Source organism: Cupriavidus sp. 94F1 (assembly GCF_057798875.1).
This window is the reverse complement of sequence record NZ_JBYOJT010000002.1, coordinates 288,904-313,798: the sequence shown is the minus strand read 5'-3', so window position 1 is coordinate 313,798 and position 24,895 is coordinate 288,904. Positions and strand designations below refer to the sequence as shown.

At 68.1% G+C, this 24,895-nt stretch carries 20 protein-coding genes; 14 read left to right on the top strand and 6 right to left on the bottom strand.

Going from position 1 to position 24,895, the window contains the following annotated elements; all coding sequences use genetic code 11:
- The first annotated feature begins 143 nt into the window (after positions 1–143).
- Together AC3FJ6_RS05480 and AC3FJ6_RS05475 are read left to right on the top strand one after the other, a co-directional pair.
- Positions 144–773, top strand: a complete 630-nt coding sequence (locus AC3FJ6_RS05480; RefSeq protein WP_488771026.1) for an RNA polymerase sigma factor — start codon at positions 144–146, stop codon at positions 771–773.
- A complete protein-coding gene (locus AC3FJ6_RS05475; RefSeq protein ID WP_488771024.1) occupies positions 760–1,548 on the top strand; it encodes an anti-sigma factor family protein in 789 nt (262 codons plus the stop codon). The genes AC3FJ6_RS05480 and AC3FJ6_RS05475 overlap by 14 nt, the downstream gene beginning before the upstream one ends.
- A gap of 176 nt (positions 1,549–1,724) precedes the next feature.
- Here the strand turns inward: AC3FJ6_RS05475 and AC3FJ6_RS05470 are convergent, their stop codons facing one another.
- The 4 genes from AC3FJ6_RS05470 to AC3FJ6_RS05455 form a co-directional block, all read right to left on the bottom strand.
- Positions 1,725–3,977 carry a xanthine dehydrogenase family protein molybdopterin-binding subunit gene (locus tag AC3FJ6_RS05470; RefSeq protein ID WP_488771023.1) on the bottom strand — a complete coding sequence of 751 codons (2,253 nt, stop codon included), beginning with the start codon at positions 3,975–3,977 and terminating at the stop codon, positions 1,725–1,727.
- Positions 3,978–3,986: 9 nt separating this feature from the next.
- On the bottom strand, positions 3,987–4,454 hold the full coding sequence (locus AC3FJ6_RS05465; RefSeq protein ID WP_066739323.1) for a (2Fe-2S)-binding protein: 468 nt from the start codon (positions 4,452–4,454) through the stop codon (positions 3,987–3,989).
- Between the two features lie 163 nt (positions 4,455–4,617).
- The gene (locus AC3FJ6_RS05460) at positions 4,618–5,496 is read right to left on the bottom strand and encodes a c-type cytochrome (RefSeq protein ID WP_488771022.1); all 879 of its coding nucleotides are present in this window, start codon (positions 5,494–5,496) and stop codon (positions 4,618–4,620) included.
- Between the two features lie 135 nt (positions 5,497–5,631).
- Positions 5,632–6,042 carry a nuclear transport factor 2 family protein gene (locus AC3FJ6_RS05455; protein ID WP_400395272.1) on the bottom strand — a complete coding sequence of 137 codons (411 nt, stop codon included), beginning with the start codon at positions 6,040–6,042 and terminating at the stop codon, positions 5,632–5,634.
- Positions 6,043–6,371: 329 nt separating this feature from the next.
- On the opposite strand from AC3FJ6_RS05455, the gene AC3FJ6_RS05450 reads away from it, so the two are divergent.
- The 5 genes from AC3FJ6_RS05450 (at position 6,372) to AC3FJ6_RS05430 (ending at position 15,961) form a co-directional block, all read left to right on the top strand.
- The gene (locus AC3FJ6_RS05450; RefSeq protein ID WP_488771020.1) at positions 6,372–9,743 is read left to right on the top strand and encodes a diguanylate cyclase; all 3,372 of its coding nucleotides are present in this window, start codon (positions 6,372–6,374) and stop codon (positions 9,741–9,743) included.
- A gap of 303 nt (positions 9,744–10,046) precedes the next feature.
- A complete protein-coding gene (locus tag AC3FJ6_RS05445) occupies positions 10,047–11,351 on the top strand; it encodes a dicarboxylate/amino acid:cation symporter (protein WP_400393869.1) in 1,305 nt (434 codons plus the stop codon).
- Between the two features lie 253 nt (positions 11,352–11,604).
- Positions 11,605–13,497: a sensor histidine kinase gene (locus AC3FJ6_RS05440; RefSeq protein WP_488771019.1), complete on the top strand. Its 1,893-nt coding sequence runs from the start codon at positions 11,605–11,607 to the stop codon at positions 13,495–13,497.
- Positions 13,487–14,863 carry a sigma-54-dependent transcriptional regulator gene (locus tag AC3FJ6_RS05435; RefSeq protein WP_488771018.1) on the top strand — a complete coding sequence of 459 codons (1,377 nt, stop codon included), beginning with the start codon at positions 13,487–13,489 and terminating at the stop codon, positions 14,861–14,863. The genes AC3FJ6_RS05440 and AC3FJ6_RS05435 overlap by 11 nt, the downstream gene beginning before the upstream one ends.
- A 498-nt stretch (positions 14,864–15,361) precedes the next feature.
- Entirely contained in the window at positions 15,362–15,961 is a 600-nt protein-coding gene (locus tag AC3FJ6_RS05430; protein WP_153946709.1) for a helix-turn-helix domain-containing protein, read from the top strand.
- A 71-nt stretch (positions 15,962–16,032) separates the two neighbouring features.
- Here AC3FJ6_RS05430 and ocd read toward each other — a convergent pair whose 3' ends face one another.
- Complete coding sequence (gene ocd / locus AC3FJ6_RS05425; RefSeq protein ID WP_488771017.1) at positions 16,033–17,136, bottom strand: ornithine cyclodeaminase; 1,104 nt, start codon at positions 17,134–17,136, stop codon at positions 16,033–16,035.
- A 12-nt stretch (positions 17,137–17,148) separates the two neighbouring features.
- Complete coding sequence (locus tag AC3FJ6_RS05420; protein ID WP_488771016.1) at positions 17,149–18,051, bottom strand: dimethylarginine dimethylaminohydrolase family protein; 903 nt, start codon at positions 18,049–18,051, stop codon at positions 17,149–17,151.
- A 159-nt stretch (positions 18,052–18,210) separates the two neighbouring features.
- Between AC3FJ6_RS05420 and AC3FJ6_RS05415 the strand changes: the two genes are divergently transcribed.
- The 7 genes from AC3FJ6_RS05415 (at position 18,211) to AC3FJ6_RS05385 (ending at position 24,891) form a co-directional block, all read left to right on the top strand.
- Positions 18,211–18,633, top strand: a complete 423-nt coding sequence (locus AC3FJ6_RS05415) for an Lrp/AsnC family transcriptional regulator (protein ID WP_092595042.1) — start codon at positions 18,211–18,213, stop codon at positions 18,631–18,633.
- A gap of 145 nt (positions 18,634–18,778) precedes the next feature.
- Positions 18,779–19,939, top strand: a complete 1,161-nt coding sequence (locus tag AC3FJ6_RS05410; protein WP_488771015.1) for an HPP family protein — start codon at positions 18,779–18,781, stop codon at positions 19,937–19,939.
- Positions 19,940–20,060: 121 nt separating this feature from the next.
- Entirely contained in the window at positions 20,061–21,164 is a 1,104-nt protein-coding gene (locus AC3FJ6_RS05405) for an AI-2E family transporter (RefSeq protein WP_488771014.1), read from the top strand.
- Entirely contained in the window at positions 21,161–21,838 is a 678-nt protein-coding gene (locus tag AC3FJ6_RS05400) for a paraquat-inducible protein A (RefSeq protein ID WP_488771013.1), read from the top strand. Before AC3FJ6_RS05405 ends, AC3FJ6_RS05400 begins: the two co-directional genes overlap by 4 nt.
- Before the next feature lie 59 nt (positions 21,839–21,897).
- Positions 21,898–22,605: a paraquat-inducible protein A gene (locus AC3FJ6_RS05395; RefSeq protein ID WP_488771356.1), complete on the top strand. Its 708-nt coding sequence runs from the start codon at positions 21,898–21,900 to the stop codon at positions 22,603–22,605.
- The gene (locus AC3FJ6_RS05390) at positions 22,592–24,223 is read left to right on the top strand and encodes a PqiB family protein (protein WP_488771012.1); all 1,632 of its coding nucleotides are present in this window, start codon (positions 22,592–22,594) and stop codon (positions 24,221–24,223) included. The genes AC3FJ6_RS05395 and AC3FJ6_RS05390 overlap by 14 nt, the downstream gene beginning before the upstream one ends.
- On the top strand, positions 24,220–24,891 hold the full coding sequence (locus AC3FJ6_RS05385) for a PqiC family protein (protein WP_488771011.1): 672 nt from the start codon (positions 24,220–24,222) through the stop codon (positions 24,889–24,891). Before AC3FJ6_RS05390 ends, AC3FJ6_RS05385 begins: the two co-directional genes overlap by 4 nt.
- The last annotated feature ends 4 nt before the right edge of the window (positions 24,892–24,895 follow it).

The following is a 24,895-nucleotide window of genomic DNA, read 5'->3' as shown; positions in this document are numbered from 1 at the left end:
CGGCGCGGCCCGGCGTTTATTCCCTGCGGGTCTGCCCCGTTGGCGCGCGGCGGCCGGCGGGAATAGAATCGGCCCAGCGCCGGTAATACACGGGAGACGCCCCATGCCGCAGTGCCCTGCCGATCCGCCCCTAGAGGACTGACTTGGACGCCGCCAACACGCGCCGCAGATTCGACACCCTGGTGCTGCCGCACCTGGATGCCGCGTACAACCTGGCCCGCTGGCTGTGTGGCAATGCGGGCGATGCCGACGACGTGGTGCAGGAGGCCTTCCTGCGCGCGTTCCGGCTGTTCGGGGGCTTTCGCGGCGACCAGGCCCGGCCATGGCTGCTGGCCATCGTGCGCAACACGTGGTTCACCACCTGGCAGAAGCGCCGCGCGGCGGCGGAAACGGGCTACGACGAATCGCTGGTCGATGCCGACCTGCCCGACTGGCACGGCGCGCCGGGCGATCCGGAACAGTGGCTGCTGCGCGACGAGGACGTCCGGCTGGTCCACGCGGCGCTGGAGCGGCTGCCGGTGGCGTTTCGGGAGGTGCTGGTGTTACGCGAACTTGAGGAACTGCACTATCGCGACATCGCGCGCATTGCCGACATTCCGGTAGGCACCGTGATGTCGCGGCTGGCGCGCGGCCGCCGCATGCTGGCCGCCGCCGTGGTGGCGCTGCGCGATGGCGCGCCGCAGCCGGCGGCCAGCGGCTTGCCGGCCGCCACCGGCCTGAACCCCGACGACCCCATTCCCCCCGCAGGAGACCGGCGCCATGGATTGCAATGAAGCCCGCCAGCTGCTGCACGCCACCGCCGACGGCGAGGTGGGCGCGGCCGACAGCGTGCGGCTGGAACGGCATCTCGAAGACTGCGACGGTTGCGTGGACGCGCTGAGCCACCTGCAGGCGCTGCACCGTGCCACGCGGCGCGGCGCCACCTACCACCGCGCCCCGGCCGAACTGCGCGCCCGCATTCTCGACGCCCTGCCCGACTCCGCCGACAGCGCGCCCGCCGATCCGTCATCCGACGCACCGGCCGGCTGGCGGCGCTGGTTCGCGTGGTCGCCGCCGGTCAATGCCGCGCTGGCCGCCGTGACGGCGGCGGCCGTCGGCCTGAGCCTGTTTCAGTACAACACCGCGCCGTCGCCGGACGACCTGCTGGCCAGCAGCATCGTCGCCAGCCATGTGCGCGGGCTGATCTCGAACCGGGCCAGCGATGTGGTCTCGACCGACCAGCACACGGTCAAGCCGTGGTTCAACGGCCGCATCGACTACGCGCCCGATGTCCGCGACCTGGCTTCGGCCGGTTTTCCGCTGGTCGGCGGCCGGGTGGACTTTGTCGACGGGCAGCGCGTGGCCGTGCTGGTCTATCAGCGCCGCCAGCATCCGGTGGACGTCTTCGTGATACCGGGCGCGGGCGCCCGCGTGGAGGAACGGGTGCGGCAGGGATACCAGCTCGAAAGCTGGACGGCCGGCGGCATGCGCTACGTGGCGATCACCGACGCGTCGGCCGGCGACCTGCGCAAGTTCGTGCAGGCGTGGCGCAATGCGGGGGATCAGTAGTAGCTCGAATCACCGCTATCCGGCTCCCCTCTCCCACGCAGTGGAAGAGGGGTTGGGGGTGAGGGCAACGCGGCTCATCCCGCGACACAACGCAATTTGAATCGCTGCGCCCTCTCCCCCTGCCCCTCTCCCGCCTTGCGGGAGAGGGGAGCACACAAGGGCAGGAAGAACCCGCCTCAGGCCATCACGAACGGCAGCTGACGCTGGCGCTTGCCCGTGAGGCGGAACAGCGCGTTGGCCACGGCCGGGGCAATGCCGGGCGTGCCCGGTTCGCCAAGGCCGGTCGGGTTGTCGTTCGACGGCACGAAGAACACGTCCACCACCGGCGCGTCAGGCATGCGCGGCGGCGGATAGTCGGGGAAGTTGCTGTTCTTGACCATGCCGTTTTCCATCTCGATGGCAAAGCCCGGCTTGATCATCGACAACCCGAACACGCAGCCGCCCTGGACCTGCGCCTCGGCGGTCAGCGGATTGACCACGCGGTTCGCATGCACGCCGGCCGTCACGCGATGCACGCGCGGCTCGCCCTTCACCACCGACACGTCGACGATATAGGCCACCACCGAGCCGAACGACTCGTGCACGGCCACGCCCCAGGCATGCCCCTTCGGCAGCTTCGTCTTGCCATAGCCCGACTTGTCCACGGCCAGCTGCAGCGCGGCGCGATGGCGCGCGTGCTTCTTCTCGTCCAGCCGCGCCAGGCGCCAGGCCACCGGGTCCTGCCTGGCGGCCGTGGCCATCTCGTCGGCCAGCGTTTCCTTGACGAATGCCGTGTGCGTGTTGCCCACCGAGCGCCACCACAGCACCGGCACATCCACCTTCGGATGATGCACGTGCACCTGCAGCGGCAGGTCATAGTCGTTCTCGACGATGCCTTCGGTCATCGTGGCGTCCACGCCGTTCTTGACCATCATCGGCTCGAACGGCGTGCCGGTGATGATCGACTGGCCGACGATGGTGTGCTGCCAGCCCACGACCTTGCCCTGGGCGTCCACGCCGATGCGGGCGCGATGCACGTGCAGCGGGCGGTAGTAGCCGCCCTTGATGTCGTCCTCGCGGCTCCACATCACCTTGATCGGCTCGGTATGGCCGTTGGCGACCCAGGCGCGCAGCACGTTGGCCGACTCCACGAGGTAGTCCGACGTCGGCACGGCGCGGCGGCCAAAGCCACCGCCGGCCATCATCGTGTTCAGCGTGACCTTTTCCGGCGTCAGTTGCAGCGTGCGCGCGATGGCGCCCTGGTCGATGGTCTGGAACTGCGAGCCCACCCACACCTTCACGGCGGTCACCTTGTTGCCGGCCACCTCGGGCTGCAGCGTGCAGTTCAGCGGCTCCATCGGCGCGTGGGCCAGGTACGGCACGCGATACTCGGCGTCGATGACCTTGGCCGCGCCCGACAGCACGGTGTCGATATTGCCGCCTTCGAGCGGCCTGGCCACGATACCCGGCTGCGCGGCCAGCTTGCTGAACTGGTCGAACAGCGCGGCCGTGCTGACCGTCGAACCGGCGTCTTCCCAGACGATCTCCAGCGCGTCGCGCGCGGTCTTGGCCGGCCAGTAGCCGTCGGCCACCACCGCCACGCCCGAACCGCCGCGATCGGTGTTCACCAGCATCACATCGGCCACGCCCTTGATCTTGCGCGCGCGGTCCGCGTTAAACGACTTGACCTTGCCGCCGAAGCGCGGCGGGTGCGCCACCACGGCCACCTTCATGTCCTTGAGCCGGACGTCCATGCCGAACACCGGGTCGCCGTGCAGCTTCGATGCGGCGTCCAGGCGCGGCGTGGGCTTGCCGACGATGCGGAACTGGGCCGGGTCCTTGAGCTTGACCTGGGCCGGCACCGGCAGGCCCATGGCCGCCTGCGCCAGTTCGCCGTACGTGGCGCGGTTGTTGCCCGACGTGACCACGCCCATCGACGCGGTGCAGCTGGCCGGATCGACCTCCCACTTCTGCGCGGCGGCGCCGATCAGCATGGCCCGCGCCCGGGCGCCCAGCTCGCGGTACTGCTCGAACGAATGGTTCAGCGCCGTCGAGCCGCCGGTCATCTGGATACCGAACATCGGGTCCTTGTACGCATCGCCGGCCGGGGCCAGGATGGCGCGCACGTTCTTCCAGTCGACGTCCAGTTCCTCGGCCAGCGCCATCGGCAGCGCCGTATGCACGCCCTGGCCGAATTCGAGCCGGTTCACGGCGATGGTCACCGTGTTGTCCGGCGCGATGGTCAGGAACGCCTGCGGCGGTGCCGCCGGCCTGGCCGGCGCCTGCTGGGCCAGCGCGGCATCCACGCCGACGATGCCGAGCGCAAACCCGCTGCCCGCCAGGCCCGATATCTTCAGAAAGCTGCGCCGCGACAGCGTGGCCGCCGCTTCCGGTTGCGCAGCGGGCACGCCGCTGCCGCCCGCCAGGGCTTCAATCCCTCGAATACGCATGGCAGCCCCTTATGCCTTGACAGCGATGGCGCGCGAGGCGTCCTTGATCGCCGCACGAATCCGTTGATAGGTGCCGCAGCGGCAGACGTTGCCGGCCATGGCCTGGTCGATATCGGCATCGGTGGGCCGCGGCTTGCTGCGCAGCAGGCCCACGGCGCTCATCACCTGCCCGTTCTGGCAGTAGCCGCACTGGGCCACGTCGTGCTTGAGCCACGCCGCCAGCACGGCCTTGCCGACCGGGTCGTCGCCCATGCTTTCAATGGTGTTGATCTTGCTGCCGGCCGTGGCCGAGATCGGCATCACGCAGCTGCGCGTGGCCTGGCCGTTGATATGGACGGTGCAGGCGCCGCACGCGGCCATGCCACAACCGAACTTGGTGCCGGTCATGCCGAGGTTGTCGCGCAGGGCCCACAACAGTGGCGTGGACGGATCGGCGTCCACCTCCACGGTCTTGCCGTTGAGGGTGAGGGTCGTCATTTGGGGGTGCTCCTTGGGTGCTTGGCCCAGTCGGTTATTCGCGCGTCACGCCGGGTCAATGGCAAAAGATCCCTGGCCACCCGGCGAACCCGTGGAGCATAGTAGAAATATGAAAAGCTTGCGCAGTCCCGCTCACATCATGCGGTGCGCACCATAACCGGGATTATTTCTGGCTCAGGAACAGATAGAGCGCCTGCAGGTCGGTGTCGTTCATTTTGGCGAAGGCGGTGAACGGCATCACGCGGCTCACGTCGGTGCCGTCGGGCCGTTTGCCTGTGCGCATCATGGTCACGAACTGGTCGGCTGCGGGGTAGTGCTTCATCGCCCCGCCCGGCTGCAGGTTGGCGGCAGGCGGCCAGTCGGGCGGCGCGCCGGGGATATGGCCGCCGCGCAGTTGGGTCCCGTGGCAGCCCTTGCACGAATTGGCCACGTATGCGCCGTACTGGGCGTTCACGGCGGCCACCACCGGCGCGGCCGGCGGCAGGCTGTGGTCGATCTTCCCGGCGGCGTCCTGGATCACGCCGGCGCCATACATGCCCCGGATGAACCATGGCAACTGCACCTCGCCGGGACGCCCCGGGCCGGGTGGCAGGCTCTGGACATAGGCCACCAGCGCGCCAAAGTCTTCGTTGGACAGCCGGTTGTAATCCTCGCTGGGCATCACCAGCAGCGGCCGGCCCGACGGCGCCACGCCATGCCGGATGGCACGGTCCCAGTCCTGGGGCTGGAATCTGGCGATATCGGGGTTGGCGCGGGTCAGGTCTGGGGCGAATACCCGGAATCCGTTGGATTCATCGAACACCTGGCGGCCGTTGCCCTTGGCGCCGTGACAGTCCGCGCAGCCGCGCGACTCAAATAGATACCTGCCATGGGCGATGGCCGTGGCGTCGGTCGGGATCGTCACCGGCTGCACGGCCACGTCGATCTTGCGCTGGAGCTTGCGGCCGCCCCACCAGTACGTGCTGCCCACGGCCAGCACCACGAACACCACGAAGGCAACCAGCGCGGCGCTGGCAATGCGGAAGAATCGCTTGACGTCCATGGGTATCCCCCGTGAGCGGCCATCGAGAAAGCGCAGATTGCGCCGCCCGATTGAAACGGGCGCGCGCTTCGCGTTCCGTGCGGGATCGTACAGAAGCTGCGCCGGCGCCGCCAGTCCGGGGGATACGCGCGGCGGTCAGCCCGCCAGGCCGGCCGGGGCGCGGTCGATGAAGCCGGTCATGCCGGCCAGGCGGCCATCGTCAGCAATCGTGGCAAAGTCGGTGCCCACCACCAGCGCGGCTTCGCCGGCCGGCCCCAGTTCCCAGGTAAAGCGCAGGTTGGCGCCGTGGGCGTCCACCGGCGATACGCGGCGGAACACGAAGCCGGGGAAGCGGGCTTGCACGCCGGCAATCATGGCGTCGATGCCGGCGTGGCCGTCGCCGCGCATCAGCGGGTCCACGTATACAGCCGACTCGGTCCAGGTCCGGCCGATCAGGGCGCGGCGGCGGACGGCGTCGGTTTCGTTCCAGGCGGCCAGGTAACGGTCGGCCAGTTCTGCCAGGTCGGTCGTGGCGGCGCTGGCGTTCGGGGCGATGGTGGCGGTCATGGCGTTGCTCCTTGTGGTTGAGGACCTGCAGGGGGTTGATCACGTCATGGCCTCATCATGGATGCCCGCCGGCCGCAGCACGATTACGCCTCAGGTAATCGCCACGATTCCTCCGCCAGGCGCCGCCCACGCCGCAAGGCGCCGCCCGCCATACCAGCTTTCGGCCTGCGGCGCCAGTCCCAACAAAGCCATGCAGATGCCCCTATCCCGGCCGTCAGATTCCGCCTGGCGCGACTACAGTGCCACCTACGCTGGGCAGGGTGCGGCCATTGCATTCCTGCCGGCATGGCTTTCGGCGCGCCAGGCGCGCCCCAGGAAACCCAAATCTGATGACGCCTGACAGGGCCGCGCCCCCTTCGAACCTTCCGTCCATCGCACGCCTCGGCAACTGGCGTCCGCTGCTGCTGGCGGCTGCAGGCTACTTCGTGCTGGCGCTGGCCGGCCTGTGGCTGGCGCGCGTTCCGGGTCACGCGGCGGCCGTGTGGCTGGCCAACGCCTTTGGCCTGGGCATGCTGCTGCACCGCCCGACCCGCGAGGCGCCGGCGCTGCTGGCAATCATGCTGGCTTCCAATATTGCCGCCGACATCGTCGTCGCCGGGCATCCGCTGGGCGCCGCGCTGCTGCTGTCGGCCGCCAACCTGGCCGAACTGGCCGGGTCGGCCGTGCTGCTGCAGGTCATGGTCGGCCGCCATGCGCTGGCCCGTCCCGGACAACTGACCACTTTTGCATTGACGCTTGGCATTGCCTCGACCGTCGGGCCGGCCCTGAGCGGGCTGCTGGGCGCCTCGGTCATCTCGGCGCGCTATGGCACGCCGTTCCCCACGGTCTGGTGGAACTGGTGGAATGCCGGCGCGGTCGGCATGGTGATGCTGCTGCCGCTGATGGTGTCGCTGTCGCGCGAACGCGTGCGCGCCACCTGCCAGCGCCCGATGCTGCTGCGGCTGGCCGGGCTGTTCGCGCTGTGCGTGGGCATCGGCGCCGGCGCCATCCGCGCCGGTCACGACCCGTTCGTGGTGATGTCGTTGCCGCTGGTCATCGTCGCGCTGGCCAGCAACCCGTTTGCCACGGCCCTGCTGGCGCTGCTGTCGGCGGTGGCCGCCGAATGCATCGGGCTGGTCTCGGGCACGGAATTCCTGGCCTCGCGCTCGGTGCCGTTGTCGGGGGCGCTGGTCATGGTGTTCCCGGTCTGCATTGCGTTCATGACCGAGCAGAACCGCAAGGGCCGGCTGGAACTGCGCAGCAGCGAGCGGCGCTTTCGCCAGGCGCTGGAGCATTCGGCCATCGGCATGGCGCTGGTGGGCATGGACGGGCGCTGGCAGATGGTCAACCGCGCCATGGTGGACCTGCTCGGCTACAGCGCCGACGAACTGCGCGACCTGCCGTTCCAGCTGATGACCCACCCCGACGACCTCGCGGCCGACCTCAGGCTCGTAGAACGGCTATTGGCCGGCGAGATCGACTCGTATCGTCTGGAAAAACGCTACCGCCACAAGAGCGGCCATTACCTGTGGACGCTGCTGGCGGTGTCGCTGGTGCGCGACGACAACACCGGGCGGCCCGACCATTTCATCGCGCAGGTGGAAGACATCCACACGCGCAAGCTGGCGCAGGAACAGCTGGAACAGCTGACGCGCCGCACCCAGCTGGCCGTGGAAGCGGGCGGCGTGGGCATCTGGGAATGGGATTTCACGCAGGCGGCGATCACCTGGGACACCCGCATGCACGCGCTGCACGGCACCGCGCCCGAGCTTGGACCGCCCACGCTGGCCCAGTGGATCGCGATGGTCCACCCCGAGGACGTGAGCCGCGTCAGCACCGAAATGCGCCAGGCCATCCGCGGCGTGCGCCGCTTCGACACCGAATACCGCGTGGTGCGGCCCACCGGCGAGATCCGCCACGTGCGCGCCATGGCCACCATCTCGCGCCACGAGGACGACACCACGCGGGCGCTGGTGGGCACCAACTGGGACATCACCGAGCAGCGCAACCTGAACCGGGCGCTGTTCGAGGAGAAGGAACGCCTGCAGATCACGCTGCGCTCGATTGGCGATGCCGTGATCTGCACGGACCGCGTGATGCGCGTGACCTTCATGAACCCGATTGCCGAGCAGCTGACCGGCTGGAACCTGGACGCCGCCATGGGGCAGCCGCTGGACCAGGTGTTCCGCATCGTCGACGAAGACACCGACCTGGCCATCCCCAGCCCGGTCGAGCAATGCCTGGAAACGCTGCGTCCGGCCTATCTGCAGGAAGGCGCGGTGCTGCAGAGCCTGACCGGCGAACGCCATGACGTGCAGGATTCCGCCGCGCCGGTGCTGGCCAACGACGGCAGCGTGCTGGGCGCCGTGCTGGTGTTCCAGGACATCACCACGTCGCGGGCGCTGCAGCGCGAACTGGCCCACTCGGCCACGCACGACGCGCTGACCGGCCTGCCCAACCGTGCCTGGTTCGAAAAACGCCTGCGTGAAGCCTGCGAGAGCGCCCGGCTGCACGGCCATCGCGCCGCACTCTGCTTTATCGACCTGGACCGTTTCAAGATCGTCAACGACACGGCCGGCCATGGTGCGGGCGACGTGCTGCTGCGCGAACTGGGCTACGTGATCCGCCACCAGGTGCGGCCCGACGACCTGCTGGCCCGCCTGGGCGGCGACGAATTCGCGTTGCTGCTCAAGGACTGCAGCATCGAACACGCCGAGCAGGTCTGCATGAAAGTGATCGACGCCGTGCGCGAGCGGCGCTTTCCATGGAACGGCCGCGTCTACGACGTGGGCGCCAGCATCGGCATCGCCGCCATCGACAGCGACGTGCCGCCTGTCAGCGAACTGATGAGCCGTGCCGATGTGGCCTGCTACGCCGCCAAGGCGGCCGGGCGCAACCGCGTGTCGGTCTATCGCCGTGACGAAAGCGACGCACGCCGCCATCACCGCGAACTGGAGGTGGCCGCCGGCATCCATTCGGCGCTGGAAGCCAACCGCTTCCGGCTGTACGCGCAGGAAATCTGCTCGCTGCGTCCGGGCGAGGACGATTCGCGCCACGTGGAAATCCTGGTGCGGATGGTGGACGAACAGGGCACGCTGATCATGCCGGGCGCGTTCATCCCGGCTGCCGAACGCTACGACCTGATGGGCCATATCGACCGCTGGGTGATCCGCAACGTGCTGCAGCAGTACGGCGACCGCCTGGCCAGCGTGCCGGGGCTGTCGGTGTCGATCAACCTGTCGGCCAATTCGCTGGGCGAGCCGTTCCTGCTGCCCTTCCTGCACGCCGCGCTGGAAGACTCGGCACTGCCGGCCGACCGCATCCGGCTGGAAATCACCGAGACCGCGCTGATCAACAACATGACCGCCGCCAGCCGCGTGGTGGCCGACATGCGCAGCGCGGGCTGCACCGTCGCGCTGGACGATTTCGGCGCCGGCCTGTCGTCGTTTGCCTATCTGAAGCAGTTCCCAGTCGACTATCTCAAGATCGACGGCAGCTTTATCCGCAACCTGGCCAAGAACGCCGTGGACCGCGAGATCGTCAGCTCGATCAACGACATCGGCCATCGGCTCGGTGTGCGCACCGTGGCCGAATGGGTCGAGGACGAAAGCACGCTCCATACACTGCGGGCCATCGGGGTCGATTACGCGCAGGGCTACGCCATCGGCAAGCCGATGCCGCTGGAAGCCTTTCTCGACACCTGCGAGGGCCTGCCAGCCTGATCCTTCCCGCGCACGGCCCGGAGCTTGCGCACTGCAGCATGCGCCGGACACCACATTCACGCGCAACGCCGTTCGGAAATCCGGACGGTGTTTTGCGCCCGGCGTTCGGATTCCCGAACCGTGCGCCGGCGTCGCTTCAAAAATCCCTTTGTATTCATCGTTTTACATCTGTATCCAAGTGCAACCGGGCTGGCACGGCTCGTGCAATCTAGCCGCCGCCGTATGACATCCGGTCCCGGGTGCGCAGCCCTCCCCCAGGGCCGTTCGTGCGCCCGGTCCGGCACAAAGGAGGATGTACCCACGATGACAAAACGACTGCCAACCCTGATTTTCGTTGCGATGCTGCTCGGCGTGATCGTCGGCAGTGCCGCGCACAACATGGCCCCGGACGCGGCCATGGCCAAGTCGATCGCCGATCACCTGTCGATCCTGACCGACGTGTTCCTGCGGATGATCAAGATGATCATCGGCCCGCTGGTGTTTGCCACGCTGGTGTCGGGCATTGCCAGCATGGGCGACGGCAAGACCGTCGGCCGCATCGGCCTGAAGGCCATGGCGTGGTTCATGGCCGCATCGATCACGTCGCTGCTGCTGGGCCTGCTGATGGCCAACGTGCTGGCCCCGGGCCATGGCATGAACCTGCCGCTGCCGGCCGCCGACGCCGCGTCGAACCTGAAGACCGGCGCCCTGAACCTGCGCGACTTTGTCGCCCACATGTTCCCGAAGAGCTTTGTCGAGGCGATGGCCACCAACGAGGTGCTGCAGATCGTGGTGTTCTCGCTGTTCTTCGGCTTCGCGCTGGGCACGCTCAAGGACGGCGTGGGCAAGCCCGTGCTGGCCGCCATCGACGGCCTGGGCCACATCATGCTGAAGGTCACCAACTACGTGATGGCGTTCGCGCCGCTGGGCGTGTTCGGCGCCGTGGCGGCCGTGATCACCGCGCAGGGCCTGGGCGTGCTGGTGGTGTACGCCAAGCTGCTGGGCAGCGTGTACCTGTCGCTGGCGCTGCTGTGGATCGCGCTGATCGCCGGTGGCTACTACTTCCTGGGCCGCGACATCTTCAAGCTGATCCGCCAGCTGCGCGCGCCGCTGATGATCGGCTTTGCCACGGCCAGCAGCGAATCGGCCTATCCGAAGGTCATCGACCAGCTGAACCGCTTTGGCGTGAAGAGCCGCATCACCAATTTCGTGCTGCCGCTGGGCTATTCGTTCAACCTCGACGGCTCGATCATGTACACGTCGTTCGCCGCGCTGTTCGTGGCGCAGGTGTACGGCATCCAGCTGTCGCTGTCGCAGCAGATCACGATGCTGCTGGTGCTGCTGGTGACCAGCAAGGGCATCGCCGGCGTGCCCCGCGCATCGCTGGTGGTGGTGGCCGCCGTGCTGCCGATGTTCGGCCTGCCAGAGGCCGGCATCCTGCTCGTGCTGGGCATCGACCATGTCCTGGACATGGGCCGCACCGTGACCAATGTGCTTGGCAACGCCATTGCCACAACCGTTGTCGCCAAAAGCGAGAACGCGATTGGCGCGCCGGAACTGTCTGACGAGGCAGATACCTCGGCTGACGACGCCGGCCTGACACCCGTTCAGGCCCTGGCCAGCAAGTAAGCTGGCTGGAGGCGTGCCAGGGGCCCGGCTGCCGATCAGGCGGCCGGGCCTTTTTGCGTTTACGGATGCCGGCACGGCGGCAGGCAGCGTGACCCGAACGGGTGAACCCTCGGGGCGCCGCTTCGGACGGCGTGGCTGCCGGCTGTGGTAAAACGTCGCCTTGCCGAACCGCAGCGGGCAATTCGCGAGTGGCCCTCCGATCACATGCCCCGCCCCATACGCTACACGGCAACGTCCGCATTCCCGAATCCGCATGATCGTGTCCCCCTCCGACGGCGACCAGGCGTCCCTCTCGCCCTGGCGCCGCATGGCTCCCTTTGTCGCCCTGCTTGCGCTGGCCGTGCTGGTCACCGGGGCCGGCTGGCTGGGCTATCGCTATACCTACGATGCCGCGCTGACCCGCCAGGCCGAGCGCGGCCAGGTGCAGATGCGGCTGTACGCCCAGGCGCTGGAAAGCGAACTGGCCCGCTATGACTACGTGCCCAGCCTGCTGTCGCTGGACGCGCGCATCGACACCCTGTTGCGCCATCCCGGCTCGCCCGAGCGCGTCTCGCAGGCCAACGCCTACCTGGCGGCCCTGAACGGCCGCGCCGGCACCCGGGTCATCTATCTGCTCGACGCCCGCGGCAAGGTGCTGGCCACCAGCAATTTCCAGCGGCCGGACAGCTATCTGGGCGAAGACCTGAGCTTCCGCCCGTACTTCCGCACCGCGATCGAAGGCCAGCTGGGGCGCTTCTACGGCGTGGGCACCACGCGCAGCGAGTCGGGGTACTACCTGTCGGCGCCGCTGGGCGACCGCGATCATCCGGTGGGCGTGGCCGTGGTCAAGATCGGGCTGGAACCGCTGGAAAACCGCTGGCAGGGCAACGACAGCCAGATGCTGCTGGCCGACGAGAACGGCGTGGTGATCCTGGCATCGGACCCGTCGTGGAAGCTTGCCGCGCTGCGGCCGCTGTCGGACGACCAGCGCGCGCGGCTGGACCGCAGCCTGCAATACAACCGCGCCCCGCTGCCGCAACTGGCGCTCACCACGGTGCGGCCGCTGGCCAATGGCCCGTCGCAGGGTGGCGACGCGCTGGTGCGGCTGCGCCAGGGCCCGCCGATGCTGGCCCAGCACCTGGCCCTGCCGGGCACCGACTGGGACCTGACCCTGCTGACCAATACGTCCCAGGCGCGCGTGGCCGCGCTCAACAGCGCCGCGCTGGCCGGCGTGCTGGCCGCCTTCGTGCTGCTGCTGGGCGCCGCCTGGAATGTGCGGCGGCGCATCGTGGGCGAGCGGCTGGCGGCGCGCGCCGCACTGGAAGCCGCCAACAGCGAGCTGGAACGCAAGGTGGCGGAGCGCACCGCGGACCTGTCCGCCACCAACCAGCAGTTGCAGGCCGAGGTTGGCGAGCGCATCCGGACCGAAACCTACCTGCGCCAGGCTCAGGACGGGCTGATGCAGGCCGGCAAGCTGGCTGCCGTGGGACAGATGTCCGCCGGCATCGCTCACGAACTGAACCAGCCGCTGGCGGCCTTGCGCACGCTGTCGGGCAACACGGGCAAGTTCATCGCCCAGGGCGACTATGACACCGCGCAAGGCAACCTCGAACGGATCATCGGCCTGGTGGAGCGCATGGGCCGTATCACCGGCGCGCTGAAGTCGTTTGCGCGCAATCCCGCCGCTGGCCAGGGCCACAGCGCCCGGCTGGCCGATGCCGTGGACAACGCGCTGTTCCTGCTGGAAACGCGCGTGGCCGACGTGGGCCCGCGCATCGAGCGCGATATTGACGCCTGCCTGACCGTGCGCTGCGACCCGAACCGTCTGGAGCAGGTGCTGGTGAACCTGATCGGCAATGCGCTCGATGCGCTGAAGGGCCGGCGAGACCCGCGCCTGTCGCTGCACGCCTACGCGTCGGGCGGCATGATCCACCTGACCGTGCGCGACAACGGGCCGGGGCTTTCGGAAACCGCGTTCGCGCGGTTGTTCGAGCCGTTCTTCACCACCAAGCCCGCCGGCGAAGGCCTGGGGCTGGGGCTGACGCTGTCGGCCGGCATCCTGAGCGAAAACGGCGGCACCCTGACCGCGATCAATCACCCCGACGGCGGCGCCTGCTTCACGGTCGCCCTGCCGCGCGTTACCGAGGAACTGCGCCATGTCGGCTGAACCGGGCCACGTCATCGAAACGGCCGGCGCCCACGCCGCGCTGACGGTGCTGATCGTCGAAGACGATGCCGACGTGCGGCTGGGCTGCGAACAGGCGCTCAGGCTCGAAGGTATCGCCACGCGCGCCGTGGGCAGCGCGGAAGCGGCGCTGCGCGAGGCAGAGGCCGGTTTTGCCGGCATCGTCGTCAGCGACATCCACCTGCCCGGCGCCGATGGGATGGCCCTGCTGCGCGAACTCGGCGCACGCGATGCGGCGTTGCCGGTGATCATGATTACCGGCCATGGCGACGTATCGCTGGCGGTACAGGCCATGAAACAAGGCGCCTACGACTTTCTTGAAAAGCCGTTCTCGCCGGAGCGGCTCGTGGCCACCTGCCGCCGTGCGCTCGACAAGCGCCGGCTGGCCCTGGAAGTGGCCGACCTGCGCGCCCGTCTGGCAGGCCGCGAGGGCCTGGCCGCGCGGCTGATCGGCCATTCGCCGGCCATCGAGCGGCTGCGCCAGATGATCGCCGGCATTGGCGACACGGCGGCCAACGTGCTGATCCACGGCGAAACCGGTACCGGCAAGGAACTGGTGGCGCGCTGCCTGCACGAAGCCAGCGGGCGCCGGGCAAAACACTTCGTGCCGATCAACTGTGGCGGCCTGCCCGAACAGCTGTTCGAGTCGGAGATCTTCGGCCACGAGGCGGGCGCGTTCACGGGCGCGGCCAAGCGCCGGATCGGCAAGATCGAGCACGCCGAAGGCGGCACGCTGTTCCTCGACGAGATCGAGAGCATGCCGATGCCGATGCAGATCAAGCTGCTGCGTGTGCTGCAGGAGCGCGTGGTGGAGCGGCTTGGGTCAAACCAGCCGGTGCCGGTGAACACGCGCGTAGTGGCAGCCACCAAGGCCGACCTCCGCGCGCTGGCCGATGCCAGTCAATTCCGCGCCGATCTCTACTATCGCCTGAACGTGGTCACGCTCGAACTGCCGCCGCTGCGCGAACGCCGCGAAGACGTGCCGTTGCTGTTTGAACACTTTCTGGCGCAGGCCGCGTTGCGCTTCGAGCGCGAGGCCGTTCCGCCCACGCCGGCCGAAATGGCGGCCCTGGTGGCCTACCCGTGGCCCGGCAACGTGCGCGAACTGCGCAACCTGGCCGAACGGCATGTGCTGGGACTGGGCTGCGATCCCGCCCAGGGCGGCGCCGCCCCCGAGGCGCTGCCATTGCCCCAGGCCGTGGAGCAGTTCGAACGTGCGTTGATCGCCGATGCCTTGCGACGTCACGCTGGCAACCTGACGCGTGCCGGCGAAGCCCTGGGCGTGGCCAAGACCACGCTGTTCGACAAGGTGCGCAAGTATGGCCTGTCGAGCGGCGGCGCAAGCTGAGTACAACGCCACCGGCGCAAATGTGTCAAATGTATATAACCAGGGAACCTGAACGTCGCGTGCGCAGTCTGTTGATCCGGTACGCGACGCCTGCGGCATAAATGTCGGGCGTCATGCCGTTTGTCCATCGCTGTCTACCGAATTGCAACGATGTTCGTTAAACAACAAAAGTGTGACGCCAATCATTGCTTTCCCTGTAGCAACGAATCATCTTGAAGCCATACTATTGGCATCCGGCAATCGGGCGGCGCCACAAGCGTCGCGGCGATGACTGGCCAGGCGACAAAGATCGCCACTGCAGCAAGCGGGCAACGGCTACCTGAAGCCGTTGCTACGTCAACAGCAACAAAGCAACAAAGACCGGCCGGGGAGCGGGTCGACAGCAATCAGGGTCAGTAAAAACAGCAGCCCGGTCATTTGACCGACGTGGCGTGTCCGAGGACGCCCGTGCGGCACGCGCGTCGTGCTGTGCTGCTGATCGACACTACGGGTGATTGGATGAAACTGGATCCAGAACTGGCTGAAAAGCCGTACTACAGCACGCGAACCGCTGCAAAACTTCTCAACGTATCGCTGGGCACCGTCCAGAAAATGGTGGAACGCGGTGAACTTGGCGCCTGGAAAACCAATGGCGGCCACCGGCGCATCCACAAGGAAACCGTGCATCGCCTGCTGGCAAACCGTGCCATGCCGGATGTCGGCATCGAGCACAATCTCGACCTCGTGGTGTTCCACCCGAACCACACCGAAGCGCAGCGTATCAGTGCCCAGCTGGGCAAATGGTCGCTGCCGCTGAAGACCCAGGTACTGGAGGACGTGGTGGACACCGTCATTACTTCGGTCGATGCGCGACCTCGCGTGGTGCTCTACTACGTGGAGGAACTCAACGACGCGGAATCCGCCACGATCGAAAAACTGCAGAACTTCTTCTCGCGGCAGCGCGTGATCTTCGCGGTCATCACCAACCGCCAGGCCTACGACGGCGTGGCGGACGCCCTGCAGCAATGGGGCATCATGGTGTTCCTGAAGACACCGTCGCTGGAGGAAATCAAGGGCTTCCTGCGTGCCCAGCTGATGATGGGGCGCACCGGCGCTTAAGGTTTCATTAAGGTTCGACGTGCAACGGCCCGGACACACCGCGTCCGGGCCCTTTTTTTATGACGCGGCCATCAGGCGGATGCGACGGCCTCGCTCGGCTGCACAGACATCGCCCCGCTATCGGCCTGCATCATCCACCCATAGAGATCGCGCGGGTCCGGAGGCATGGCCACAAGCGCCACGAAGCGGCCCGCATCGCGCTGCGCCGCGGCCGCATGCAACCACCGCAGCGCCGCATAATCCTCCAGCGCAAAGCCGACCGAATCGAAAACGGTCACCTCCCCGGCATGCGCGCGGCCGGGCGCCGCACCCGAGAGCACCTGCCACAGCTCGCTGACGGGCGCCTCGGGCCACTGCTGGATCTCGCCTTCGATGCGTGACTGCGGCGCATACTCCACCACGATGCGCGCGCCACGCAGGATATCGACGTGCAACTCGGTCTTGCCCGGACAGTCGCCGCCCACGGCGTTCAGATGCATGCCCGGTTGCACCATGTCAGGCGTCAGGATGGTCGCGCGCGTCTTGTCGGCGGTGACCGTGGTCACGATGTCGGCACCGGCCAGTGCATCGCGCACCGATCGTACTGGCACGATCTCCAGACCTGGCACTTTCGCCAGATTGCGCATCAGCCGCGCCGTGGCCGACGGATCGATATCGAAGGCCCGCACGGTCGTGATGCCCGCGATGGCGTGAAATGCCAGCGACTGGAACTCGGCCTGCGCACCGTTGCCGATCAGTGCCATGGTGCGTGCCCCCGGCCGGGCCATGGCCTGTGCGGCCAGCGCGGAAGTGGCTGCGGTGCGCAGCGCCGTAGCCAGGGTCAGATCGGCCAGCAGCAGCGGAAAGCCGGTCTGCACATCGGCCAGCATGCCGCACGCCATGACCGTGGGCAGCGCGAACCGTGCATTGCGCGGATGCCCATTGACGTACTTGTACGCGAACCGCGTGCCATCGCTGACCGGCATCAGTTCGATCACGCCCACTGCCGAATGGCTCGCCAACCTCGCAGATTTCTCAAATTCGTGCCAGCGCAGGAAGTCATCGCGCACACAGCCGGCCATCTGCACGATGGCTTGCGGGACGCCCACGCCGCGCACCAGCGCCGCGACATCGTCTGCATCGAGAAAGCGCGTCAGCACGTTCGCTTCCCGGGTCAATTCCGTGTTCGTTCTCATGGCGGATCTCCTTCAGGCCGCAGCGGCACGCCGCATGGGCGTGCTGGCGCGGTCGAGCCGCAAGGTCATGCAGTACGCGCCGCCGCCCGACAGCATGTACGGCGTCAGGTCCACCTCGTGCAGCCGATACCCGCGCCGACCCAGTTCATGGCGTAAATGCGATGTGGTGCGCGTCATCACCACGTGGTCGTCCAGATTGACCGCGTTGACGCTGAAGTGGCGCAGGTCGTCCTCGGTGGCCTCGATGCGCTGGGCCATCGGGACGCGTGCGCGCAGCGTGCGCAGCGCGTTCTCGGTGAAGGCCGGCGGGTAGTACAGCACTTCGCCACCCGATAGCGGACAGAAGCACACGTCGAGGTGATAGCTCTGCTCGGTGGCCAGTTCCAGCGCCACCACCTCCTGGTCGAATTCGCGCGCCATGGCGTCGGCTGCCTCGCGCGACGAGCGCGGCCCGTAGCCGGCCCAGAAATGGCCGCGCCGCGCATCCCAGATGCAATCGCCGGCCCCTTCCTGAAAACAGCCGTCGGGCAGCAGCGCCACGCTGTCGATCAGGCCGCGCGCGCGCAGGTCGTCGAAGATCGCCGCGAACGGCTGTTCCTCGCCGCGCCGCTGCGGATAGCGAAAGCGCGCCAGCACCGCCTTGCCATCGAGCACCACGGCGGCATTGGCCGGGAACACCATGTCGGGCTGGCCCGCCACGCCCTCGGCCACTTCCACGGCAAACCCGGCACGACCCAGCGCATCGTGCAGCGCGTCGAACGACGCCAGCGCGCGCCGATGCATGCCGCCGGGGTCGCGCGCCCAGGCGTCGGGGTCCATCCACGGATTGATGCTGTATGACACGTCGTAGAACGTGGGGGCCACCAGCAGGATGGTCGGGCGCATAAGGGGGCGGATAGTCGGGGGATGTGTCATGGCGGCTCTCCTCTGTTCTGGATGAATGGCGATGTCGTGAGTGCATTGTCCTGCCCGTTGGCGCCAACGAATAGTTAGCAAACTGGACAAATCGCTATGTACGTTTGACAATTTGTCGGCATTGGATGGCAATCTGCCAAGACCTGCCGGAGAGACGCCATGGACGCGACCGATCGACAACTGCTGGGCCTGCTGCGCGACAACGCCCGCACGCCGGTGACGGCGCTGGCCCGCGCCCTGCGCGTCTCGCGCGCCACGGTGCAGAACCGGATCGAGAAACTGGAGAAGGAAGGCCAGATCGTCGGCTATACGGTGCGGCTCAAGCCGGAGGCCGAACCGCACCGCATCCGCGCATGGATGACGGTCGCCGTGGAGGGCAATAAGGCGCGCCAGGTGCTGCAGGCGCTACGTGGCGACCCCAACGTACAGACGCTGCATACGACCAACGGCCGCTGGGACATCATTGCCGAACTGCGCGCCGATACGCTGGAGCAGTTCGACCGCACGCTCGACCGGATCCGGCTGGTCGATGGCATTTCGGCCACCGAGACCAGCATCCTGCTGTCGAGCTACAAGCTGTAGAGCCGGATCAGGAATCCCGACGCACCGGTGGCTGCGCCGAATATCATGCCGTGATACATTGCGGGCTCGGCCAATGCGCCACGACGCGCCCGCTCGGCCAATGCGCCGTGTCGCCCCCAACCCTCCAAAGCCGCCCCCGCTTTCGATGCCCGCTGCATTCGACCCGACCTCCACCGTCGCCGAGGCCCGTGCCTGGCTGCGCACTTTTGTCCCGATGCCGATCGCCGCCAACTGGCGCGAGCGGCTAAAGAGCTGCCTGGGCGCCCTGATCGGCCTGGCGCTGACTGAATGGATCTGCCGCCAGTTCCTGCTGGGATTCAACCCATGGTTTATCGCGCCGATGGGTGCGTCCGCCGTACTGCTGTTCGGCGTACCGTCCAGTCCACTCGCCCAGCCGTGGTCGATCATCGGCGGCAATATGGTGGCGGCTACCGTGGGCGTGGCCTGCGCGAAATGGATACCGGACCCCGGCCTCGCGGCGGGCGTGGCGGTGGCTGGCGCCATTGCCCTGATGTTCCAGCTGCGCTGCGTACACCCGCCCAGCGGTGCGGTGGCCGTCACTGCCGTATTTGGCGGGCCTGCGGTGCAGGCGCTGGGCTTTGGCTTCGTGGTGATTCCGGTGGCCGTCAATTCGATGCTGCTGCTGCTGACCGCCCTGGCCTTTAACAACCTCGCCCGGCGCCGCTATCCGCACCGCCCACCCGAGCCGGCGGCGCAGCACCACACCCGGGACGTGCCGCCCAGCAAGCGCGTGGGCTTCACCCGGGCCGACCTCGATGCGGTGCTGGCCGCGCGCGGTGAATTCCTGGATATCGAGGAAGACGACCTGGAGGCCATCCTGGTGGCGGCCGAGCTGCGCGCCCATTCGCGCCGCTTTGGCGAGGTGCTGTGCGGCGACATCATGTCGCGCGACGTGGTGGCGGTGCGGCCGGGCCAGCTGGCCGCCGATGCGTCCGCGCTGATGACGCGCCATCACATCAAGGCGCTGCCCGTGGTGGATCGCCAGCGCCGTCTGCTTGGCATTCTCACGCAAAGTGACTTTTTCCGCGCCTATCGCGTGAACTCGCGCCGCGTGAATGGGGCGGTGCGCGACCTGATGACCCGTGCCGTGATCACCGCGCGCGCCGAGCATCCGATCGTCAGCCTGGCCCAGGCGTTCTCCGACGGCGGCCTGCACCATGTGCCGGTGCTGGACGAACGCAACCGCGTGGTGGGCATGGTCACGCAATCGGACCTCGTGGCCGCGCTGCTGCGCCAGAGCGACCGGGCCATGGACATGGCCGAAGCCGGCAAGCCAGCGGGGTGATTCGCCGCCGGGCGCCTCGCCCGGCAATCGTTGACCCGGCAAGGGATTACCCGGAACCCGCATCGAATTCCGCTATGCTTACGGCGTTCTCGCAACATGGGCGCCGGACTGGCGTGCAACGATGAGTTCCGGACAACTGATTGAAAAGCTCGCCGCGGTCTTTGCGCTGATCGCCCTGATCGGCGGGTCCCTGCTGGTACTGGCCCCGTTTGCCACCGCGCTGGTCTGGGGCGCGATCCTGGCCTACAGCTCGTGGTATCCCTACACCGTGCTCACGCGGTGGCTGGGCAACCGGCGCGGACTGGCCGCGCTGATCTGCGTGCTGATCGCCACGATCATCGTGCTGGGCCCGTTCGTCTATGCCGGCGCCAGCTTCTCGGCCCATATCGACGAACTGACCGGCCTGGTCAACCGCTACGCCGAACGCGGCATCCCGCAACTGCCTGAATGGCTCAGCAGCCTGCCCTATGTGGGCCCGCAGCTGCAATCGAACTACGACCAGATCATCCACGCCGACTCAGAAATGGTGGCCAACCTGCGCAAGCTGATCGCGCCGGTGGGCCATGCGGTGCTGGGTGCGGGGCTGTCCATCGGCGGCGGCCTGGGCCAGCTGGCCCTGTCGATCATCCTGGCGTTCTTCTTCTATACCGGCGGCGAACTGGCCGTGGACTGGCTGCGTGGCGGCATGCGCCGGGTGGCCGGCGAGCGCGCCGACCACCTGATGGCGCTGGCCGGCGGCACCATCAAGGGCGTGGTCTACGGCGTGCTGGGTACCGCGTTCGTGCAGGCCGTGCTGGCCGCCATCGGCTTCTGGATCGCGGGCGTGCCCGGCGCGGCCATCCTGGGCCTGATCACGTTCTTCCTGTCGGTGGTGCCGATGGGCCCGCCGCTGGTGTGGATTCCGGCCGCGCTGTGGCTCTATCACAGCGGCGACACCGGCTGGGCCATCTTCATGGTGGTCTGGGGCGGCGCGGTGGTGGGCATGGCCGACAACGTCATCAAGCCGCTGCTGATCAGCAAGGGCACCAGCCTGCCGCTGATCTGGATCATGATGGGCGTGCTGGGCGGCGCACTGGCGTTCGGCTTCCTGGGCGTCTTCCTGGGCCCGACCGTGCTCGCGGTGGCCTACGCGCTGCTGCGCGACTGGACCATCGGCTCGCAGGAACGCCCCGGCGTGACCGACGTGACGCCGGCGCCGCCCTCGCAATTGACGCCGGACGCATGACGCCGGACGCGCACGTCTCGTCCCCGCCCCCGGCGCAGGACCTGCACCGGCTTGTGGCCTGCGAGTATTGCGACGCGCTCTACGAGCGCACCGCGCTGGCGCCGGGCGAGCGCGCCACCTGCCTGCGCTGCGGCGGCGTGCTGTACCGCGAGAGCAGCCGCGCCTACCAGCGCCTGCTGCCGCTGGTGGTCACCGCGCTGATCCTGTTCCTGGTATCGAACACGTACCCGATCGTCGAGATGGACCTCAAGGGCGTGCGCACCGAGACCACGCTTTGGGGGGCGGTGCAAGCGCTGCACAGCGACCACATGACGCTGGTGGCGATGCTGGTGTTCGGCACCACGATCCTGTTCCCGCTCGCCGAGATGCTGATGATGTGCTACCTGCTGGTGCCGATGGCGCGCCATCGCATGCCGCCCGGCTTCGACCGGATCGTGCGCGGCATCCGCCAGACGCGGCCGTGGGGCATGATCGAGGTCTTCATGATCGGCGTGCTGGTGACCGTGGTGAAGCTGTCGACCATGGCCCAGGTGATTCCGGGCGTGGCGCTGTGGTCGTTTGGCGCGCTGGTGGTGGTGCTGGCCGCAATGCTGTCGTTCGATCCGCGCGACCTGTGGCACTACCTTGAGCCGGCCGGCGCCGACGAGGCCCCGCCCCGGGAGGACACCGCGTGACCGGCCCGCGCCCCTCGCGCACGGCCCAGGCCCGCGAACAGCTGGCCCGCTCGCGCCGCATGGCCGCCGACGTGGTGGCCGAGCTGACCGACGACGACGAACGCACGCCCCTGGCGCAGGTGCCCACGGCGACATCGCGCGGCCTGCTGTCCTGCCACGCCTGCGACCTGGTCAGCCCGATCGCGCTCGCGGGCCAGCCCTGCCCGCGCTGCGGCGCCACGCTCCACCAGCGCAAGCCGGCCAGCCTGGCCCGTACCTGGGCCTTCCTGCTGTCGGCGTTCATCCTGTATATCCCGGCCAACCTGCTGCCGGTGATGGTGACCGAATCGATCCTGGGCACGCAGCGCGACACGATCATGTCCGGCGTGATCTACCTGTGGCTGTCGGGCTCGCACATGCTGGCCGGCGTGGTGCTGATCGCCAGCATCATCGTGCCGCTGCTGAAGATGCTGATCCTGACGCTGCTGCTGGCATCGGTCCATTTCAAATCGACATGGCGCATCCGCCAGCAGACCCGGCTCTATGGCCTGGTCGAAATCATCGGCCGCTGGTCGATGCTCGATATCTTCGTGGTGGCCCTGCTGGCGTCTCTGGTACGCGCCGGCGCGCTGGCCACCATCATTCCCGGGGGCGGGGCGCTGGCCTTTGCTTCCGTCGTGGTCATGACCATGCTGGCGTCGCTGTCGTTCGACCCACGCCTGCTGTGGGATTCGCTCGACCCGTCCGCCCCTTCGAAATTGCCGGAATCCGACAATGCCCGATCCTGATACCCCTACCCCATCGCCCGGCGTACCCCAGCCCGCACGCAAGCGCCGCGCCCCGTGGCTGCCATCGCTGGTCTGGCTGATCCCGATCGTGGCGGCCGTGGTGGGCATCTCGCTGCTGGTCAACACGCTGACGTCGCGCGGCCCCGAGATCACCGTCACCTTCCGCACCGCCGAGGGCCTGACCCCGGGCAAGACCGCCGTGCGCTACAAGGACGTGGACATCGGGCTGGTCAAGTCGGTACGGCTCGCGTCCGACCGGTCTCACGTGCTGGCGTCGATCGAGCTGACCAAGGACGCCGAGAACTTCGCCGTCAAGGACACGCGCTTCTGGGTGGTGCGGCCGCGCTTTGCCATCAGCGGCGTGTCGGGGCTGGAAACCCTGCTGTCGGGCGCCTATATCGGCGTGGATGCCGGCAAGTCCCCGGAAAGCCGGCGCAGCTTCACGGGCCTGGAAGTGCCGCCGGTGGTCACCGCCGATGCGTCGGGGCGGCAGTTCGTGCTGCGTGCGCAGGACCTGGGATCGCTGGATATCGGCTCGCCGGTCTACTACCGGCGCGTGCCGGTCGGCCAGGTGGTGGCCTACCAGCTCGAGCCCAACGGGCGCGATATCACGCTGCGCGTGTTCGTCAACAAGCCCTACGACAAGCTCGTGACGGCCGATACCCGCTTCTGGCACGCCAGCGGCGTGGACCTGAAACTCGATGCCGGCGGCCTGAAGCTGTCCACGCAATCGCTGGTCACCGTGCTGCTGGGCGGCGTGGCATTCCAGGCGCCCGAGAACACCAGCGCGCATGAAGCGGCCGCCGAGAACACCCAGTATCTGCTGGCCGCCGACCAGGCCGAGGCGATGAAGGAACCCGAGGAACTGGCGCCGACGCTGGCCGTGCTGAACTTCGACCAGTCGGTGCGCGGGCTGTCGCCGGGCGCGCCGGTGGACTTCCGGGGCGTGATCGTGGGCCAGGTGCGCTCGATCGGCATCGAATACCAGCGCGACAGGAAGGCGTTCCGCATGCCGGTGGTGGTGGAGCTCTATCCCTCGCGCATGGGCTTCCGCGAACGCGACGTGGCCGACGAGGCGCGCAAGCGCACCATCGTGCAGGCGCTGGTCAAGCGCGGCATGCGCGCGCAGCTGCGCACCGGCAACCTGCTGACCGGCCAGCTGTACGTGGCGCTCGACTTCTTCCCGAAGGCGCCGCCGGCCAAGGACATCGACCTCGAAGCCCCGATGCCGGAATTCCCGACCACGCCGGGCACGTTCGACGAACTGCAGGCCAAGCTGGGCGATATCGTCAACAAGATCGACAAGGTGCCGTTCGAGCAGATCGGCCAGGATGCGCGCACGGCCATCGTGTCGATGAACAAGATGCTGGAAACGGCCGACAAGCTTGTGGCGCAGCTCAATGGCGACGTGGCGCCGCAGGTGCTGGCCGCGCTGCAGGATGCGCGCCGGACCCTGACGGCGGCCAACGGCACGCTGGCGTCGGATGCGCCGCTGCAGCAGGACACACGGCGCATGCTGCAGGAACTGACGCGCACGGCGGTGTCGCTGCGCGCGCTGACCGATTATCTGGAACGCCACCCCGAGGCGCTGCTGCGCGGCAAGACGGAGGACAAATGATGAAACGTTCGCTGACACTCGGCGCGACGCTGCTGGCGGCGGCATGGCTGGCCGGCTGCGCCTCGCCCGAGCCCCGCTACTACACGCTGGCGACCGGTGCCGCGGCACCGGCCGGCGCGCCAACCCCGGCCGCCAATGCCACCGCCACGCAGCCGGTATGGATAGAGGTGGCGCCGGTGCGCGTGCCCGAGCGCCTGAACCGCGCGCAACTGGTGGTGACCGATGGCAATACGGGCAATGTGAAGCTGCTCGACCAGTCGCGCTGGTCGTCACCGCTGCCTGACGAACTGCGCGATGCGCTGTCGCAGCAGTTGCAGGGCAACCTGGGGGCCGTGGACACGTACCAGCAAGGGATCTCGGATGTCTCGCCGGTGTTCCGCATCACGACCGAAGTGGTGCGGCTGGACGCCGATCCGGGCCAGCGCGCGGGGGCATCGATTGCATGGACGGTGCGCCGCCTGCCCGATGGCCGCGTGCTGAGCGGGCGCACCGAAGCCGACCTGCCCGCGCCGGGCCAGGTCGATGGCGTGGTGGGCGCCTATCGCCAGATCGTGGCCACCACGGCATCGGATATCGCTGCCGGCGTGCAATCGCTGCGCGTGCAGGGCGGCACGGCCGCATTTTCGGCCCCCGCCCCGGCCTCACCGGCCCGCCAGGCGGGCAAGTAGGCAG